Origin of the sequence: Cellvibrio sp. UBA7671, from assembly GCA_002483145.1 — a bacterium.
Lineage (GTDB): Bacteria > Pseudomonadota > Gammaproteobacteria > Pseudomonadales > Cellvibrionaceae > Cellvibrio > Cellvibrio fibrivorans.
The window spans coordinates 501,386-518,116 of the sequence record DLHJ01000003.1; the positions used below are offsets into that span (position 1 = coordinate 501,386).

Below are 16,731 nucleotides of genomic sequence, written 5' to 3' on the forward strand. Positions count from 1 at the left end.
GGACACATGTCTCATAATGCTGGGGTCGGCGGTTCAAGTCCGCCTCTAGCTACCATATTTGAAAAGCCAGCTTGGTTAATACCTTGCTGGCTTTTTTATTGGCTGCAACTCCCCTTCGCCCATGTCATCACACCCGTCATCCATGCTGATAATCCCCTCGCGAAAAAGTTGTCTTGCCTGCCTTTAGGTCATCAACAAGTTTCACGATATTAATAAACCGCTGCCGACCAATTTTTACGTGAGGGAGCGCATCCGTTTCTACGAAACCACGCACTGTCGCTTTGGTTACACCAATTAAATTAGAAAATTGTTCTTGCGATGCAATCGGAGGCAAAACCGAAAGCCCTGCCCGCGCCTCTGAATCAGGAATCATTACAAACCCGGCCTTGCTGCACGAGCATGCTGTAAGAAGTGTTCGAACTTTTCTAATTCAGAGAGTGGAAGAGTAATGCAGGCGTGAGTGAAATAGATGGTGAAGTGCTTTTTGCTGGCAGCCATGTAGTGCGCAACATAAGCTGAAGAAAATGAAAAACAACCAGAATCGAGAAAAACGAAAAAGACATCAGCAACCGTATAAGTAAATCCCCACCCTATTCCATCGGTAGCGACTAACTGAATTGATAAATCCCACATACCCACCATCCCTCTTCCCTATTAAAGCCTGCCGAAAGCTTGGTTTTTAAACCATGCTGAGCCACAATAAACCACGATCAACAACACTAAAGGTAATATTTACAGGTAACTATTACCAGTAATAAGTACTTATGACGTCATATGATGTAATAGACAGAATTAATTTAATTATTGAAACTGAGCAAATCAGCAGAGACGCACTTAGCCAAAAAACTGGCATTGGCTACACTCGATGGACAAATACTCTTCAACGAAAAACGAAGCTTCGACACGAAGAAATTGAAGCAATAGGCAATGCCTGGCCTGAGTACATGCTTTGGCTTGCATACGGAATTGAAAAACCGGAGATGGGACAAATAAGCCCGATGACGAAGAAATCTCTAGGGGACTAAGGGGCACAACGGAAGCGTTAACTAATACCGCGAAGGTTGCCACTAGATGGAGGAAGGTGTGATAAAAATAATAATATTATCAATGCTGTAGTCGGAGCAGTATCACCATTGATATCGTTAGCAGATAACTGTGGGCGCTGAAAAAAAATGAAATTGAACGGAGCGATGGAAACTCAATCCAGATGAAGCACTGGCAAAGAGAATAAATTATTACGAAGTACAATTAGATCGCTGTGAAACAAGAAGCAGGCACAATCCTCCCTAAAATTACGATTTACACTGGCGAAAAAAAATAACTATGAAAGTGAAAAACTCTTTCAATACGATATGAACAATTACGAGTTACAGTAATTAATAAAAACCTGCAACTATTGGATAAACGGATCCAATCGAAGTCCCTCGCCTGAAAACTGATCATTCAAAGACAATGCATGCCGTGACAAAAAATGTGGAAAGTGAAATTATTTCATCAAAAGAAAAATAAGTTTTATTCAAATCAGAACGGTAAAAGACTGCATCAAGCCTAATAATGTAATTGATGAAGATGTGAAGCGGTATGTGCAGGGAACGATAGAAAGACATTTGCAACCTACAAAGCAGATCTAATTTACTTGTCAAATATAAAAGAGGAAATAAAATTGAAATCAAGAATTTTTTTGGCTCGTCCAGCGAAGGAACTGACATTGCATTTGCAGTACAACAAAATCTATCAGATGTTGCCGAATCCACGGTTTGGACACAAGGAATTTTTGAAATTTCAAAAACAGCAATAGAATCTTTGGATGAGACTCTAGAAAATATGGACTTTGCAATTTTTGTATTTAACCCTGATGACATAGTAATCATGAGAGGGAAAAAATTAAAGAAGGTTAGAGATAATGTACTATTTGAGCTAGGCCTTTTTATAGGAAAACTAGGTAGAGATAAAGTTTTTATCATTGCACCACAAGGCAATACCCCAAACATGCCATCTGATCTTATGGGAGTAACTATCGGCAAGTATGAAAGTGACAGGAGCGACGCAAACTTACAAAGTGCCACTGGATCCGTATGCAGCATAATAAAAAATAAGATCAAAAAAAACCTACCTGTAGATGGCACAAAAAAGAAACAGCCTCCAGAATCTGAAAATGAAGAAAAGAAAATAGAACAGTTAAGTATCGAAAAAGAAAAAGAAAAAGAACATGAAAGCGAAAGTGTTAACTGGATAGATCACTACCTAAAATCCGAATACACCAAAGCTATAGAAAAATTAGAAAATGAGATGTCAGAAAAGCACGGAAAAGAAAAAATAAACCTAAAAATATGGAAGAGCTATATTGAACTAAAGAGCAACGGAAAGAAAGAAATAGGCAATTACAAATCACTAATTAACGAATTACTATCTTATCCAGATCTGCTACCACTAGCATTAAATTTTTTTAGCTTTGAGTATCCAGATGATGCGAAATCATTAGCAGAAAACCTTTTTGAAAAAGACAAAGAAAATACTCAAATTGGAAACGCACTAGCAAATTTATATATCAATCACGACAACATAATTGAGGCCAGAGATTTATTAATATCGCTAAATCCAGAATTAAACCCAGACGTAGCTATTAATTTAATTCGAACGTATCCAGAAAAAACCTCTGAGAAACTACACCAGATACGCTTATGTTATTTAAACCACCCTAATAACAAAGAAATTAAAGCTACCTATGTAGCCGCCTTGTACGACAACAACCAATTCAAGGAAGCACTCCACTTATATGATTCATTACTTATCTCTGACTCCAACAATACAGATTACCTTGGGATGATAAGTAATACATGTTTAAGCTTAGGGTTTTATGATATCGCAATAGCGAAGGCAAAAAAGGCTTATAAATTATCAGAAGGAAGCCAAGGTTGGATTATCCATAATGTTGGCAATATGCTATCGCACAAGGGCTTTCATACTGAAGCGATAGAATGGCTCAAAGAAGGTCTGGAGGTGGAAAAGGAGTCAGCATATGCCCACGAAAGACTAGCGTTCGCAATCAAGTCGCAAAAAGAAGAGCTTAAAAAATACAACGAAGCTTGTGCAGAAGGCAAAAAAATGATTAAAAACGCCACAGGCCGTTTAGAGGGGCAATGACACAAGGACTCGAAACAGCTACTACATTTAAAAAGCCAGCTTGGGCGATACCTTGCTGGCTTTTTTATTGGCTGACCATTTAACAAATCAGTCAGTCAGCTTTCAATTTTTCCAAAAGCGCGAGGATGAATTAACCATCCTCGCACACAATTCCTCTTTAATTACTTAGCAGTTCCCTGAATTGACCAAAGGAAATCTAATTGCAGAAAGCCTTTAAAACTCTGGTCTTCACGCGACACATAGAAGTTCGTGAGATAAGGCAATGCATTGGTGTTGGGGTTAGGATTCGATGGATCTACAGTTGCGTTTCCGTGACACGTCATGCAATTAGTTTGAATGCCTACCGTTGCCATATAAGGCGTTTGGCTTCCGGGCGCTAAAATTCCTACATTCACAGGAGGAGTTCCAAACGTAGCTGCATTAAAACCCGCCTCGAGGTAAGGGTTGTAGGCTACGACCGGACCACCGACACTTTGCCCTCCGACTGCTGGTTGATTGGGCGTTACCATTTGATATCCAATCGCCATCGCATAATGCGCAGCAGCGCCCGTCAATTGTGCAGGTCGTGCACTGGCAATTGCTGATGAACTAGGGAGTGGAGGAGAGGTTGGGTCCGGCGTCCAGAAATAGGTTTGCCAAGTCCATTCGTCAATTTCCCGCGAGGTCACATGCATCGCCATTAAGACAATCACATCACCAACCGCTAATTTTTCTTGTCCGCTAACGAGTACTTTAAATGCTGCAATATTGTCTTTGGTGACAGGGTAATACACAAAATCACCTAGGCCATAAGTATTCGAAGCATTAGAGCCAGCAGTACAGTCTTTATCGACAGATGCAGCCGTAGACGTTCCGGTATTTTTGGTATTGATATACACACAACCAGGCCAAGATGTTTCGGGAAAACCGTTTGCACTAATTTCCGGGGTCACAACAGGTGGTGTACCTGGCCAGGCGGGCATCACATAAATAGAGCCATTAAGCATACTCGCTTTGGTAATGACTTTGTAAGTTGGTTTAACGGTAACGGCATTATTTGGAAACACAGGAATCGAACGAATATTACCGCTTCCACTGTTATAGAAAGCTTGCAGCGCTTTCAAAGAAAATAGATTGTTGTGATAGGCAAAATCCTGTGCTGCCGGATCGTACCCCATGGTGACAACAATATTGGTATCACGGATAGACAAAGGAGTAACTGAGGAGGAAGCAGCAGAAGACTCAACTCCCGTAGCCGCTTGTTCAAGCCCTTTTGCTTTGTGCGTCAACTGCCGGGGTTTTTCCAATAAAAAAGTTCGCTTAGCAGGCAAATCAACTTTCTTTTCCGTGGCTTTCAAGCGCGGCAAGGCCGCAATTTCCGCTGGTGTTAACCAAGTCATATAAACAGGAACATTCGTTAATCCGTATTCATTTTGCCCACTCGGTGCCGTTAAGGACGTCCACAACCCCCAACCATGCAAATAAATTTCATTGGAATTACCCGCATTAATCCACCCCATTAATTTTTCTTTATCTTCGGGAAAGTTATAACCTTTAATTCCCGGATCAGGCAGAGGCACCGGTTTTGCCGACGCAGCAGCAGATATCGACAAAGCGATTAGCGAACAAGATGACACCAACAATTTTCTTAGTTTCATAACACCACCCTTGATGATTAAATGAAACTAGAGCGTAGATAACTATTTATGTGTTGGTTATTACACTTGATTACAAATATTAAAAATAAATATTGAAGCGACAATAATTTATTTACGCGTATCGTTTCTACACAGCGGTATCACCACCCATCCCGACTCACGTTAAATACCACACATTATTGGACAACTACTTTTTTGTATCCTAACAATACAGACCAGTTCAACCGTATGACGCATGAGGATCTAAAGATAAAACAACAAGCGTCACCGCCGAACTTTTAGCAAAAACGGTAGCCACAAGATATCGATAAATATCTTTATCGATCTGCGGTACCGGGTTGCCCTTCAGTATATTCTCATAATCCGCCGCTGATTCTGCAACCCCCAGAATGCACCAGTTATCGACAATTAGGTGATGTTCACTCTCTCCCTCTTGGGTCTTTTCCACTAGCGCAACCGGCCCTTCATAAGGCCACGTCTTTAGTGATAAAGCAGAAAAACCTTGGAGCAGGTTTACATTGTGAACCAATGCAGGTTGCTTACCTACGCAGTAGCCGTTGCATTTTTTTAACTGATGACTTGTGCACGCACGGTTGGTAGGTTTTTCTAATCCGCATACTTGATAGCACAGGCTATGTTCGTCGCTAATGGATTGAATCGCCTCTTTCGCTTTTTTAACTGACGGGAACAAACCATAGAGTTTTTTTGTGCTGCGGGGCATTTCAGACACTGAAAATATATGTGGCGCTAACACTCCATCTTTAGCTTCTGCCAAACCAATACTGTAAAAATTACTAACCCGACGCAGCCTGCGGTTGTATAGCGGCTGCAACTCCTTCACTTTTTTTGATTCGAGAATCAGTGCAGATAGCTCGCCAGCCGTTTTGTCGAAAGTAATATTGCGGGTTTGCTGGCATATTTTCATTTCCCTCGAGGATTTATGATCCGCAGTGAAATGGGAAAGTACTCGCTTGCGAATATTGATACTTTTTCCAACATAGAGAAGCTCTTTGTTTTCACCCCAAAAATAATACACACCGGGCGAGTTAGGTAGACCATCAATAATGGAGGCATCAAAACCGGCGGGTATACTTTCTTTGCGGTATTGATGTTTGACGGCTGCACGGATCAACTCTTCGCCTTTTTCTTCTTCAGCTATTGTCAGAAAACGGTAAGTTGTTTTTGCATCATCCAATGCGCGATGGCGATGTGTTACAGCAATTTGGTGCCTTGCAATTATTTTTTCCAGACTGTGCCCTGTGTGACTCGCATACAAATGGCGCGATAACCTGACTGTACACATCACCTTTGCTTTAAAACTGTATGCCAGCCGTGCAAATTCATTGCGAATAAAACCGTAATCAAACCGCGCATTATGGGCGATAAATAATTTGCCTTGCAGGCGTAACAAAATCTCTTTTGCCACCTGCTCAAAATAGGGAGCGTCGGCGACCATCTCATTAGTGATGCCAGTGATCTGCTGAATTCCCTTGGGGATCGGAACGCGCGGATTGATCAATGTTGACCATTCAGTGATGCCGTTTTCGCTAACCTCCACAATACCGATTTCGGTAATGCGGTCATAGGTAACGTTACCGCCGGTGGTTTCGACATCAACAATGACGCAAGGCACTGGAATATATTTGAGCATAAAACACACAGCAAGGAAGTGTTGAGACAACGATTAATTACCTGTACGTAACAACATACACCGTTAGATGGGTACAACTGCTCAGAATTATCCACAAGGCAATTAGATAGCCAACAAACTTTCGGCTTACGGATTCGCAAGCCCACGCTGGCAGAAGAGAAATGACCGCTATTCGCGCAAAATAGGCCGTGCGCGAAACAATTCAGTGCACCACTTACCCTTAATTCGGTCAGGATTTTAATTTCCTGCCCAGATGGTCAGCTAATTTCCCAAATCTGATAAATCGGGAACGGAATTTGCTGTAGAGCCAGCAGTGATGAATTAATCAGCCTTTTGCTGCGGAGCTGCGTATGCAAGCGTTTATCGAGAATATGCCGAAAGCCGAATTACATGTGCATCTGGAAGGCACCCTTGAGCCGGAACTCAGTTTTGCCCTTGCACGCAAAAACAATATCGAGCTGGGTTATGAGACACCGGAAGAATTAATTGCCGCTTACGATTTTTATGATCTGCCATCGTTCCTGACAATTTATTACGGTGCGATGAAAGTGTTGCGCGATGAAGCGGATTTTTATCAGCTGACCTGGAATTACCTGAGCAAGGCCTATAGCCAAAATACACTTTACGCCGAATTATTTTTTGATCCTCAGGCGCATACCAGTCGCGGTGTGGAATTTGGTGTGATCATGCACGGCATTCGCGCCGCACAGGAAGATGCTGAGGCAAAACTCGGCATCAAGAGCCAATTGATTATGTGTTTCCTGCGCGATATGAGCGCTGAGTCGGCCTTGGAACATTTATTAATGGCTGAACCTTATCTCGCATGGTTTGTGGGTGTAGGGCTGGATTCCGATGAAAAAAATAACCCTCCGGCTAAATTCGCTGAAGTATTTAAGAAAGCGCGGGAGATGGGTTTGAAACTCACCATGCACTGCGATGTTAACCAACAAAATACCTTACTGCATATTGGCCAATGTTTGGATGAAATTGTGGTAGACCGTATTGATCACGGTGTTAACTCGCTGGAAAGTGACGCGCTCTGCGAAGCGATTAAAACCAAAGGCTTGGGCTTGACTGTGTGTCCGGTATCCAACCGTTTTGTAGTCCAGTCGCTCACATCAAATGAAATTCGCCGCATGCTCGAGAAAGGTATGCTCGCCACCATTAATTCCGATGACCCGGCTTACTTCCGCGCCTACCTCAATGAAAATTTAGTCGAGCTTCAGCGCGAAGGTAATTTTACTGCCGAGGAGATTGCCATTTTGGTTGGCAACGCATTCCGCGTAGCCTGGTTACCGGATGAGGAAAAAATGACTTACCTACAAAAGCTGGGCGCTTATATACAGAATGCGTCCATTCAATAATGTTTTATGCAAGAGAAGCATGATGACTATTTTTTTGCGGCTATTGGTATCTATCACGCTCTCGGTCGCTGTAGCGACTATCAGTTATGCGAATGACACACCCAAATATTATGAAGCTACCGATACCATTGTTATTCTCGGCGCTGTACCACAAGAAATTCCGGTATTGACCGAAGCATTGGAAAACCCCGAGAAAAAATCTCTTTGGGGTATTCCCTATTGGCAAGGAAAACTTCACGGCAAACCGGTAATTATCGCCATTACCGGTATAGGCAAAACCTTTACTGGCATGACCACTACGTTATTTATCAAAGAATTTAAACCTCGGCTGGTGTTGATGACAGGAACGGGCGCACGTATCAATCAGCAATTACGTACGGGCGATGTGATTGTCGCCACTCATACCTACGAGCACGATTACGGCAGCCTGACCAAAAACGATATGGTGTATCGTCCTATGAATAGCCCGGACGATGGCAAGGAAGTGGAAAATGAGTTCAAACCTACAGCGTCGCTTTTAGTGATTGCGCAAAAGGCAATGGAAACTTATGAGCCACAAACCATTACTGCCAACGGCAGCACCTATAAAAATTCTGTGCGCTACGGCGTAGTTTCATCATCGGATTTATTTGGCGTGCCACAAGTGCGGATTGATTCGCTGCGCAATAAATTCAAAACTGACATTATGGAAATGGAATCTGCGCCGCTCGGCCATGTGTGTGAAGCATTGGGAGTACCTTACTTGATTGTTCGCTCCGGCAGCAATGTTGCACAGGAAGCGCCCAATGATGACTACCTGCGCCTCGGCCCGATTGCTGCGCGCGAAGCGGCAAAGTTTTCACTTCATTTAATGAAATATTTGTAACTCTTTTTATCCATACAATTTTTGTGCTGTTCTTGTAGTTGTTGTTTTTGATGTTCTTGTAGTTGTTGTGTTCTGTAGTTCTCCTCCGTAGTAGTTTTGCCCGCTTTGCGGGCTTTTTTATTTCAGCCGCAGGATTTCCCTATGCCCAACCGATTTATTAATACCCAGTTGATTCGTATCGCGATAATCTTTGCCTCAGCGTCGTTCGCCACTGCAACTTATGCCCTTAGTTATCAAGATGCTGTCACGCAGCTCGGCTATAGTGAATTGGCAGCGACCTTTAGCCGCGAAAAAGCCCTCGCTATCAGCACCCTACCCGAAGAAGAAAAATTATCCCTCCCGGAATTAAAAGCTGCAGCGACATTGCAACTTATAGGCGCGCCGATAATTGGCTCAACCACCGACTCAAAAGCACTGACTGAATTTATCGTCAATTACAATCAGCCAGATACCGCCTATCTCGGACAACTTAATGAGAGTTCACTTTATCAGCGCATCGAAACCCAATGGAAAACACAAAGTGCAGCCAAGCCTTCAGTATTTGCGTTGGAGTTGCGACAGTTAATCGGGCAGGGCATTGCAACCGGCTATAACCTGGTCACCACATCTTGGCCGCTGTTTGAGGCGGATCGGCATATTATTTATGGCCACAGCGATATTGACCACGCGCAACAGTTGCTCGCGCTTTTGGCAAGTGAAGGTCTACAAGCGCGCGTGGGTTTCTCGCGTAAAACTTCGGCATTTTTATATCGCGATGATTGGGGCACACTGAGCCAATCGCTGATTGACTTGGGCAATGGTCGCCGCTTGGTTGAAGCGAGCGAATACGATCTGCATTTTGAATTTCCAACGGCGGCCGATAAAACAAAATTTGTCGCCACGATTGATCGCTACGCTAAAAAAGATACAGCTAATCAAACCGGTTTAATTCGCGGTGCCTGGTGGCAACCATTTTATCGCAGCAAAAATGCCGCTGAGGGTTTTGCCAGCGCAACACAAATTGCCGTAAGTGATGGTAAAGAAACTGCGCTTTTGTTGGCACTGCCCAATCAAGCACCCGCGTTGATAAAAGCAATCCAGCAATTAAATCCCACCTGGTCAGTTTCGCCTGAGGCAATTTGGGTCAATCTTGCGTTTCATCGCTATCTGCAAGGCGGTTACAAATAGGCAACCATCACTAAACATAACTTTGCGCAGTTTACTGTCCAAATGGTCAATTATTTGCATAGCAAAAGCATCTGCACTTTATCGCTAATCGATTCAAAGATGCAGTGATGAACATTGAATGCAATTAATTGAGGTAGCTATGTTGAATTTCGTTCGCAGTGCTTTTGCAATATTCGCCAGCTTACTGCTGGCACTCAGCGCCAGCGCTGCTATTCCGGTGAAAGTGGTAGTGGTAAGCATGTTTGAAAACGGTGAAGTCACTGGCGATAAAGCCGGTGAATACCAACTCTGGATTGAACGCCAAAAGCTCGATAAAAAATTCGCTTTTCCACTCGGCGCTTACGACTTGCACATGAATGATGCAGGCGTGCTCGCCATTTGCACCGGCGGAGGCGTTACCAATGCAACTTCATCAATTATGGCGCTGGGCATGGACCCACGTTTTGATTTATCCAAAGCTTACTGGGTGATTGCCGGTATCGGCGGTGGCGATCCACTCGATGTTTCACTCGGCACCGGTGTCTGGGCAAAACATGTTGTCGATGGCGATTTGCTTTATGAAATTGATGGACGCGAAATTCCCAAAGAATGGAAATACGGTTTGATTCCACTCGGCGCCAAAGAACCGAACCAGGAAGCAACTGGCTGGACAGTGGATACCATTGTGTACAACCTGAATCCCACTTTTGTTGATTGGGCTTATCAACTCACCAAAGATTTTCCCGTTGCCGATACACCCGCGATGAAATCGTTTCGCGCACAATACAAAGGTTTTCCGCAAGCGCTGCGCGAGCCCTTTGTCACCATCGGCGACACACTCGGCTCCAGTACTTATTGGCACGGTGAATTATTAAATACTTGGGCAAATGATTGGATGCATTTACACGCGGGCAAAAAAAGTAATTTCATGACGACCAATATGGAAGATAACGGCAGCCTCGCCGCGCTGCACCGTTTAGCCAAAGCAAAATTAGTGGATACCAAGCGTGTGTTGGTGTTGCGCACCGTGAGCAATTACAGTTTTCCTCCACCAGGAAAAACTGCAGCTTGGAGTACAACTGCGCCCTACCCTGACGATGGCTTACCAGCAATTGAAGCGGCCTATGGTTTAGGCAATCGTGTTGTGCAGGAATTGTTGCGCGGTTGGGAAAAATACCAAACATCTATTCCGTCAACAACTCCCGCAAAATAATTTTTCCGCTGCACTTGTTAATAACGAGTGCAGCGGCTAACTCCCGTGAACATCATGATGAATAAAATTTTATTGTTTACCCTGTTATTAAGCACAAGTATTTTTGCTCAAGCCAAACCCGTTATTTTCGATAATGATATGGCGATAGATGACTGGGCAGCGCTGCTGTATTTATTGCATCACCCCAAAGCCGATGTGATTGCGGTGACTATTTCAGCGAGCGGCGAATCGCGCTGCAAACCCGGCCTCGCTAATACCCATTCACTGCTGGATTTGCCCGGCAATATCCAAAAAAATATTCCCGTCGCCTGTGGTGATGCCTACCCACTCGATGGCTATTTTGTTTTTCCGGAAGCCTGGCGTAAAGATTCGGATACACTTTCGGGAGTACCAGTAAAATCAAGCTCGCACATTGCAAGCGATAAACACGCCGCCGATATTATTCACACAGCACTCACCAACGCAAAAGAACCCGTCACGCTGATCGCCACTGGCCCGCTGACCAATATTGCACAATGGCTGGAGCGCTACCCGAATGACAAAAACAAAATTGATCAGCTCGTCATTATGGGCGGCACTGTAGATGCACCGGGCAATATTATTGTGCCGTTATTTACCAAGGGGCATCCAAATACAACAGCTGAATGGAATATTTTTGTTGATCCACTAGCAGCTGACAAAGTATTTGCGGCAGGTTTACCGATTGTATTAGTCGGCTTGGATATCACCAACTCTGTACGCGTGACCACCAAAGTCGCCGCTGATTTTAAGCAGGCAGTGAAAACTGATTCCGCGAAATTTTGGGATGCGGTGCTGGATAAAAATGATTGGTTTATTGCCAGCAACGAATATTATTTTTGGGATACCTTGGCGGTGATGATCGCCGTTGAACCGGAGTTATGCGAGGGTGATAGGCAATCGCTGCGGGTGGATTATCAAATCACATCGACTCCCTGGCAACAAACCACCGACAACAGCATGCCCAACAAACGCTGGGATGGAAAAGCACGATCGCATTTGGATGCAAAAATAGCGGGGAATTTAGTGAAGGATGAAAGCTATCCGGAAATAAAAGTGTGTAGGAAAACCAATCCCGAGAAAATTTTTAAAGAGTTTCGTGAAGTATTGAACGAATAAATATCTACGGAACCTATGAATTATTCTTGATTCCGGCGTAAGCTGGAACCAAGGCTATTGATTTTATGGATACCCGCGTTCGCGGGTATGACGAAACGCGAATATTTCAGAGCTTTACCAAGTTATTATTTGTCGTCATGCCCGCGAACGCGGGTATCCATAATTTCACTCTATAAACTTGCTCGCATCACTCGCGCGCGCCAGCGTATCGGCAATTTCACTGCCTTTACCCTGCAAAATTTCCTGCGGTGTCAATCCGCATAATTCATGTGGAAACACTAACCAGCGGTCAGTGGCGTGCACGTAAAAATCTGGTTTCAAATCAGTGACGTTGCGCGTTGGTTTGTACCAGGGGCAGGCAACCTTAATGACATTGGGAGTGTTGCGGCGTGACTTGCGTTTGATCTCATCGATAATCGCTTGAATAGAGCGACCGGAATCAAATACGTCATCGACAATTAATAGTTCCTGATCTGCATCGACATTTTTAATAATGTAATCCAGACCGTGTACGCGGATATCTTTGCTCTGCTTGTCTATGCCGTAGTAGGACGAGGTGCGGATCGCAATATGATCAGTGGAAATTCCCATGTATTCCAGATATTCCTGAACAGCAATACCCACTGGTGAGCCGCCACGCCAGACGCCGACAATAAAGTGCGGACGAAAGCCGCGCTGATAAATTTGTTCGCCCAGTTTAAATGAATCGAGCAAGAGTTCATTGGCGGTAATAAAATGTTTATCCATCGCATTTACCTGTAGCAGTTATCCAACATTTTTTATGGTGTGTTTTTACATCGAACAACAATTATTGAGCCAATTTTTTTAAGGTATTACCGAGCGCTTCAATTGCCAAAGCGACGTCTTCCACCGTCACCGACTCATCGGGGTGGTGACTCACGCCGCCTTTGCAGCGCACAAAATACATAGCGACATCGCAAATATCGGCCATCGCCATGGCATCGTGACCGGCGCCGCTCATTAACTTATAGGGATTTAAATTCATATCGCACAAGACTGATGCTTGCAGTGATTGCATCCAATCAGCGCAGACGACGGCAGGCGCGTTGTGAATCTCATTCCAGCTAGCGGTGAGATTTCGCTCAATACAAATCAAATCCAATTCGTGCTGAATTTTCGCGAGCGCCTGATCGCGCAGTTGATCGTCGCCTGAGCGAATATCAATCGTGAATTTGGCGTGACCTGGAATGACATTGACGGCACCGGGGCCGCATTCAATTTTTCCGACGGTGGCGACAACATTGAATTCTTTGGCAACATCTTCTACGAGCACAATACCGAGTGCGGCGCCGACGAGTGCGTCTTTGCGCATGGGCATGGGTACTGTGCCAGCGTGTCCGGCATAGCCTTGGATTTCGATAGCGAAGCGGCGCGCACCGGCGATAGCGGTGACGATGCCGAGTGCGAGATTTTCATCCTCTAATACCGGGCCTTGTTCGATATGGACTTCAAGGTAGGCAAGCAGATCGTCGGGATTGCGTGCAGCGCTGTGAATATTTTCCGGCTGCAAACCGAAATCGATAAAGGCTTTTTGCAAACTGATTCCGGCGCGATCTTTTAATTTCCACCAAGCGGGATTCCAGGTTCCGGCGACGGCGCGGCTGCCTAAGAGTGTGCTACCAAAACGTGTGCCTTCTTCATCGCCGAAGCCGATAGTGTCTATCGCGTAGGGCAATGTAATATTGTTTTGATAAAGTTGTTCAACTACGGCAATCGCAATTAGTACGCCGAGAATGCCGTCGTAAGCGCCGGCATTGGGGATGGAATCAAGATGCGAGGCGAGTATTAATGTTTTGGCGCAGGCGTCTTGGGCATCGTAACGGCCGCAGAGATTGCCCGCTGCATCGACCCAGGTTTCCATTCCGGCTTCTTGCATCCACTGGGCGACTAATGTGTTGCAACGCTTATGTTCGGGCGTTAAATAAAAGCGGCTGATGTTTTCAGGGTTCGAGCTGATGGCGGCGAGCTGATCGCACCAATTCATAACTTTTTTTGCTAGCGCTTCGGTGGTGATTGCGTTCAAGTTTTTTCTCTCGGCCTGAATGGGTGGTGCTGCGGCTGGCGTTATGTACTCTGAGACTTGCCGGTAAATATTTTTTCGTCATACCCGCGAACGCGGGTATCCATAGGTCTTACTCTAAAACTGGATACCCGCCTTCGCGGGTATGACGAACGTATTTTTTTCAGAGATTCCTTAGTGAAAGTTTTTGGCATAATTTTTTAGCTGATCGATAAATTCTTGCTTTTCAGCATCGCTAATAAAACTCGACGTAAAACTATTATGCGCTAATAATAATGCCTGTTCGCGCGTCACCGGAAACGCGTCGGCCAATGCAAAATAATTGTCATTGAGATAACCACCAAAATACGTAGGGTCATCTGAGTTGATCATTACCCGCAAACCCGCATCCATTAACGCAAATAAATTGTGATCGGCCATTTTGTCGAACACACATAAGCGCACATTGGAGAGCGGGCACACAGTGAGTGGGATTTGGGTTTCGCGCAGATATTCCATCAACTTGGGATCTTCATCGGAGCGCACGCCGTGGTCGATGCGTTCGACTTTTAATAAATCAATCGCTTCCCAAATATAACTCGGCGGGCCTTCTTCACCTGCGTGGGCGACTATGCGATAGCCTTCAGCGCGGGCGCGGGCGAAGACTTCAGTGAATTTGCTCGGAGGATGGCCGAGTTCAGAGCTGTCCAAACCTACGGCGATAATTTTATCTTTCCAAGGTAGGGATTCTTCCAGCGTTTTCATCGCGCTGTCTGCGCTCAAATGCCGCAGAAAATCCATCACTAATTTTGAGCTGATGCCCCAGTCTTTTTTCGCATCATCCATCGCGCGCAAAATTCCACCGATCACGGTTGCGAAAGGAATGCCGCGCTCGGTGTGACTCTGCGGGTCAAAGGATAATTCGGTGTGCAACACATTATCGGCTTTGCATTTAAGAAAATAATCGCGTGTAAGGTCGTAAAAATCCTGCTCGTGTTTTAGTACCGATGCGCCTTGGTACAACAAATCCAAAAAACTTTGCAGATTGGTAAATTGATACGCGGCTTCTATTTCTTCTACGCTACTGTAGGGCAGACTGACCTGATTGCGCTGACCGAGGGCAAACATCATTGCGGGCGATAAGGCGCCGTCGAGGTGCATATGCAATTCCGCTTTGGGTAGACCCGCTAGAAATTCGCGAGAGGCGAGTTCAGTTAATTTCGGCACGCCGGAGAAATCGGCGGGAATTACAGAAGGAATCATAAGCGCTGCTCCTTTACCTTCATGAATATTAATAGCCTTCTTGAGTGTAGATGTTCATGGCAGTATCCACACCCGCATTTGCCGTTTGCGAATGTCCGGCGCGGCGCAATACTGCCTCTAAGGCCGCAAGCGTTTGCAAGACTGCATCTTTGCGCGCGTTGTAGCCCATAGTGCCGATGCGCCAAATTTTTCCGTGCAAAGGACCGAAGGAGGTGCCGATTTCAATTCCAAAATCGTTGAGCATACTGCTGCGCACTGCTTCACCGGCAACACCCTCAGGGATATATACACCGACGACGTTGTGCATTTTGTTGGATTGATCGCCGAATAATTTCAGATTCATCGCCGCCAAACCCTGTGCCATCGCATTGCCGTGAATACGGTGACGCTCGATGGCATTTTCAACGCCCTCTTCCAACAAGATGCGTGCGCATTCACGGGCGCCGTAGAGCATGGTAGTGGCTTCGGTGTGGTGATTGAGGCGCTCTTCGCCCCAGTAATCCATGATCATGCCTAAATCAAAATAATTGGAAGCGATGCGACGACCACTACCGGCGACATGATTGTCGGTGCGAATACCGGCTTCGATATGACGGCGCTTGCGAATAGTAGCAACCGCTTTTTCGCTAAGTGTAATTGGCGCACTCCCTGAAGGGCCGCATAAACATTTTTGCAAACCAACAGAGACGGCATCCAATTGCCATTTGTCAGTTTCAAACGGATTGCCACCGATGGAGGCGGTTCCGTCGGAATAAAATAAAACGCCGTGGCGCGCGCAAATGTCGCCGAGGTGACCGAGCGGTTGCAGCATGGTGGTGGAAGTATCGCCCTGCACTATCGCAAGCACTTTGGGCTGCACCTGTTTAATCGCAGTTTCGATTTCGTCGGGCGTAAATACTTCGCCCCACTCTTTGTGAATTTTGTGTACCTCGGCGCCGCAACGTTCAGCGATTTCACACAGCAGATGACCAAAGCGACCAAATACCGGAACTAAAATTTTATCGCCCGGTTCGATCAGCGATATTAATACGGCTTCGATACCCGCGCGCGAAGTGCCATCGACCAATAATGTCCATTGGTTTTTGGTTTTGAATACGCCGCGATACAAAGCCATGGTTTCATTCATGCACTGCGTCATGGCCGGATCATATTGGCCGACCAGTTGTGCAGACATTGCGCGCAATACACGCGGATCAACCGTGATGGGACCCGGCCCCATTAATAAACGCGGCGGTGGTGAGAAGGGGCGCAGTAGCGCTGGATTGACGCTGTACTGATCTGTCATTTAACG

The 16,731-nt window shown here is 45.3% G+C and carries 15 protein-coding genes; 7 read left to right on the forward strand and 8 right to left on the reverse strand.

From position 1 onward, the window contains the following. Nucleotides 1–136: 136 nt before the first annotated feature. Nucleotides 137–373: a hypothetical protein gene (locus tag B4E62_RS04795; RefSeq protein ID WP_331351277.1), complete on the reverse strand. Its 237-nt coding sequence runs from the start codon at nt 371–373 to the stop codon at nt 137–139. Next, nucleotides 373–633 (reverse strand): hypothetical protein, encoded by a 261-nt coding sequence (locus B4E62_RS04800; RefSeq protein WP_331351278.1) that lies wholly within the window; start codon nt 631–633, stop codon nt 373–375. Before B4E62_RS04800 ends, B4E62_RS04795 begins: the two co-directional genes overlap by 1 nt. Nucleotides 634–764: 131 nt before the next feature. Between B4E62_RS04800 and B4E62_RS04805 the strand changes: the two genes are divergently transcribed. Both B4E62_RS04805 and B4E62_RS04810 read left to right on the forward strand, forming a co-directional pair. After that, on the forward strand, nt 765–1,025 hold the full coding sequence (locus B4E62_RS04805; protein ID WP_331351279.1) for an XRE family transcriptional regulator: 261 nt from the start codon (nt 765–767) through the stop codon (nt 1,023–1,025). Nucleotides 1,026–1,668: 643 nt separating this feature from the next. Further along, nucleotides 1,669–3,144 (forward strand): TIR domain-containing protein, encoded by a 1,476-nt coding sequence (locus B4E62_RS04810; RefSeq protein ID WP_331351346.1) that lies wholly within the window; start codon nt 1,669–1,671, stop codon nt 3,142–3,144. Nucleotides 3,145–3,305: 161 nt separating this feature from the next. Here B4E62_RS04810 and B4E62_RS04815 read toward each other — a convergent pair whose 3' ends face one another. Both B4E62_RS04815 and B4E62_RS04820 read right to left on the reverse strand, forming a co-directional pair. Beyond that, nucleotides 3,306–4,781, reverse strand: a complete 1,476-nt coding sequence (locus B4E62_RS04815) for a hypothetical protein (protein ID WP_331351280.1) — start codon at nt 4,779–4,781, stop codon at nt 3,306–3,308. Nucleotides 4,782–5,001: 220 nt separating this feature from the next. Next, the gene (locus B4E62_RS04820; protein ID WP_331351281.1) at nt 5,002–6,432 is read right to left on the reverse strand and encodes an exonuclease domain-containing protein; all 1,431 of its coding nucleotides are present in this window, start codon (nt 6,430–6,432) and stop codon (nt 5,002–5,004) included. 350 nt (nt 6,433–6,782) lie between these two features. Here B4E62_RS04820 and add point away from each other — a divergent pair, with 350 nt between their 5' ends. The 5 genes from add (at nt 6,783) to B4E62_RS04845 (ending at nt 12,157) form a co-directional block, all read left to right on the forward strand. Next, nucleotides 6,783–7,796 (forward strand): adenosine deaminase, encoded by a 1,014-nt coding sequence (gene add / locus B4E62_RS04825; protein ID WP_331351282.1) that lies wholly within the window; start codon nt 6,783–6,785, stop codon nt 7,794–7,796. A 19-nt stretch (nt 7,797–7,815) separates the two neighbouring features. Then, nucleotides 7,816–8,661, forward strand: coding sequence for a 5'-methylthioadenosine/S-adenosylhomocysteine nucleosidase (mtnN, locus tag B4E62_RS04830; protein ID WP_331351283.1), 846 nt, complete (start codon nt 7,816–7,818; stop codon nt 8,659–8,661). A 141-nt stretch (nt 8,662–8,802) separates the two neighbouring features. Beyond that, entirely contained in the window at nt 8,803–9,828 is a 1,026-nt protein-coding gene (locus B4E62_RS04835) for a hypothetical protein (protein WP_331351284.1), read from the forward strand. Between the two features lie 139 nt (nt 9,829–9,967). Then, entirely contained in the window at nt 9,968–11,020 is a 1,053-nt protein-coding gene (locus tag B4E62_RS04840) for a purine nucleoside permease (RefSeq protein WP_331351285.1), read from the forward strand. Nucleotides 11,021–11,074: 54 nt separating this feature from the next. Then, nucleotides 11,075–12,157, forward strand: coding sequence for a nucleoside hydrolase (locus tag B4E62_RS04845; RefSeq protein WP_331351286.1), 1,083 nt, complete (start codon nt 11,075–11,077; stop codon nt 12,155–12,157). A 165-nt stretch (nt 12,158–12,322) separates the two neighbouring features. On the opposite strand, the gene B4E62_RS04850 is transcribed toward B4E62_RS04845, so the two are convergent. From B4E62_RS04850 to B4E62_RS04865, 4 genes are all read right to left on the reverse strand, one after another. After that, on the reverse strand, nt 12,323–12,904 hold the full coding sequence (locus tag B4E62_RS04850; protein ID WP_331351287.1) for a phosphoribosyltransferase: 582 nt from the start codon (nt 12,902–12,904) through the stop codon (nt 12,323–12,325). A 61-nt stretch (nt 12,905–12,965) separates the two neighbouring features. Further along, nucleotides 12,966–14,201, reverse strand: coding sequence for an allantoate amidohydrolase (locus B4E62_RS04855; RefSeq protein WP_331351288.1), 1,236 nt, complete (start codon nt 14,199–14,201; stop codon nt 12,966–12,968). 171 nt (nt 14,202–14,372) lie between these two features. Beyond that, nucleotides 14,373–15,440, reverse strand: a complete 1,068-nt coding sequence (locus B4E62_RS04860; protein ID WP_331351289.1) for an adenosine deaminase — start codon at nt 15,438–15,440, stop codon at nt 14,373–14,375. A 28-nt stretch (nt 15,441–15,468) separates the two neighbouring features. Continuing rightward, nucleotides 15,469–16,725, reverse strand: a complete 1,257-nt coding sequence (locus tag B4E62_RS04865) for an alanine--glyoxylate aminotransferase family protein (protein WP_331351290.1) — start codon at nt 16,723–16,725, stop codon at nt 15,469–15,471. Between the last annotated feature and the right edge of the window lie 6 nt (nt 16,726–16,731).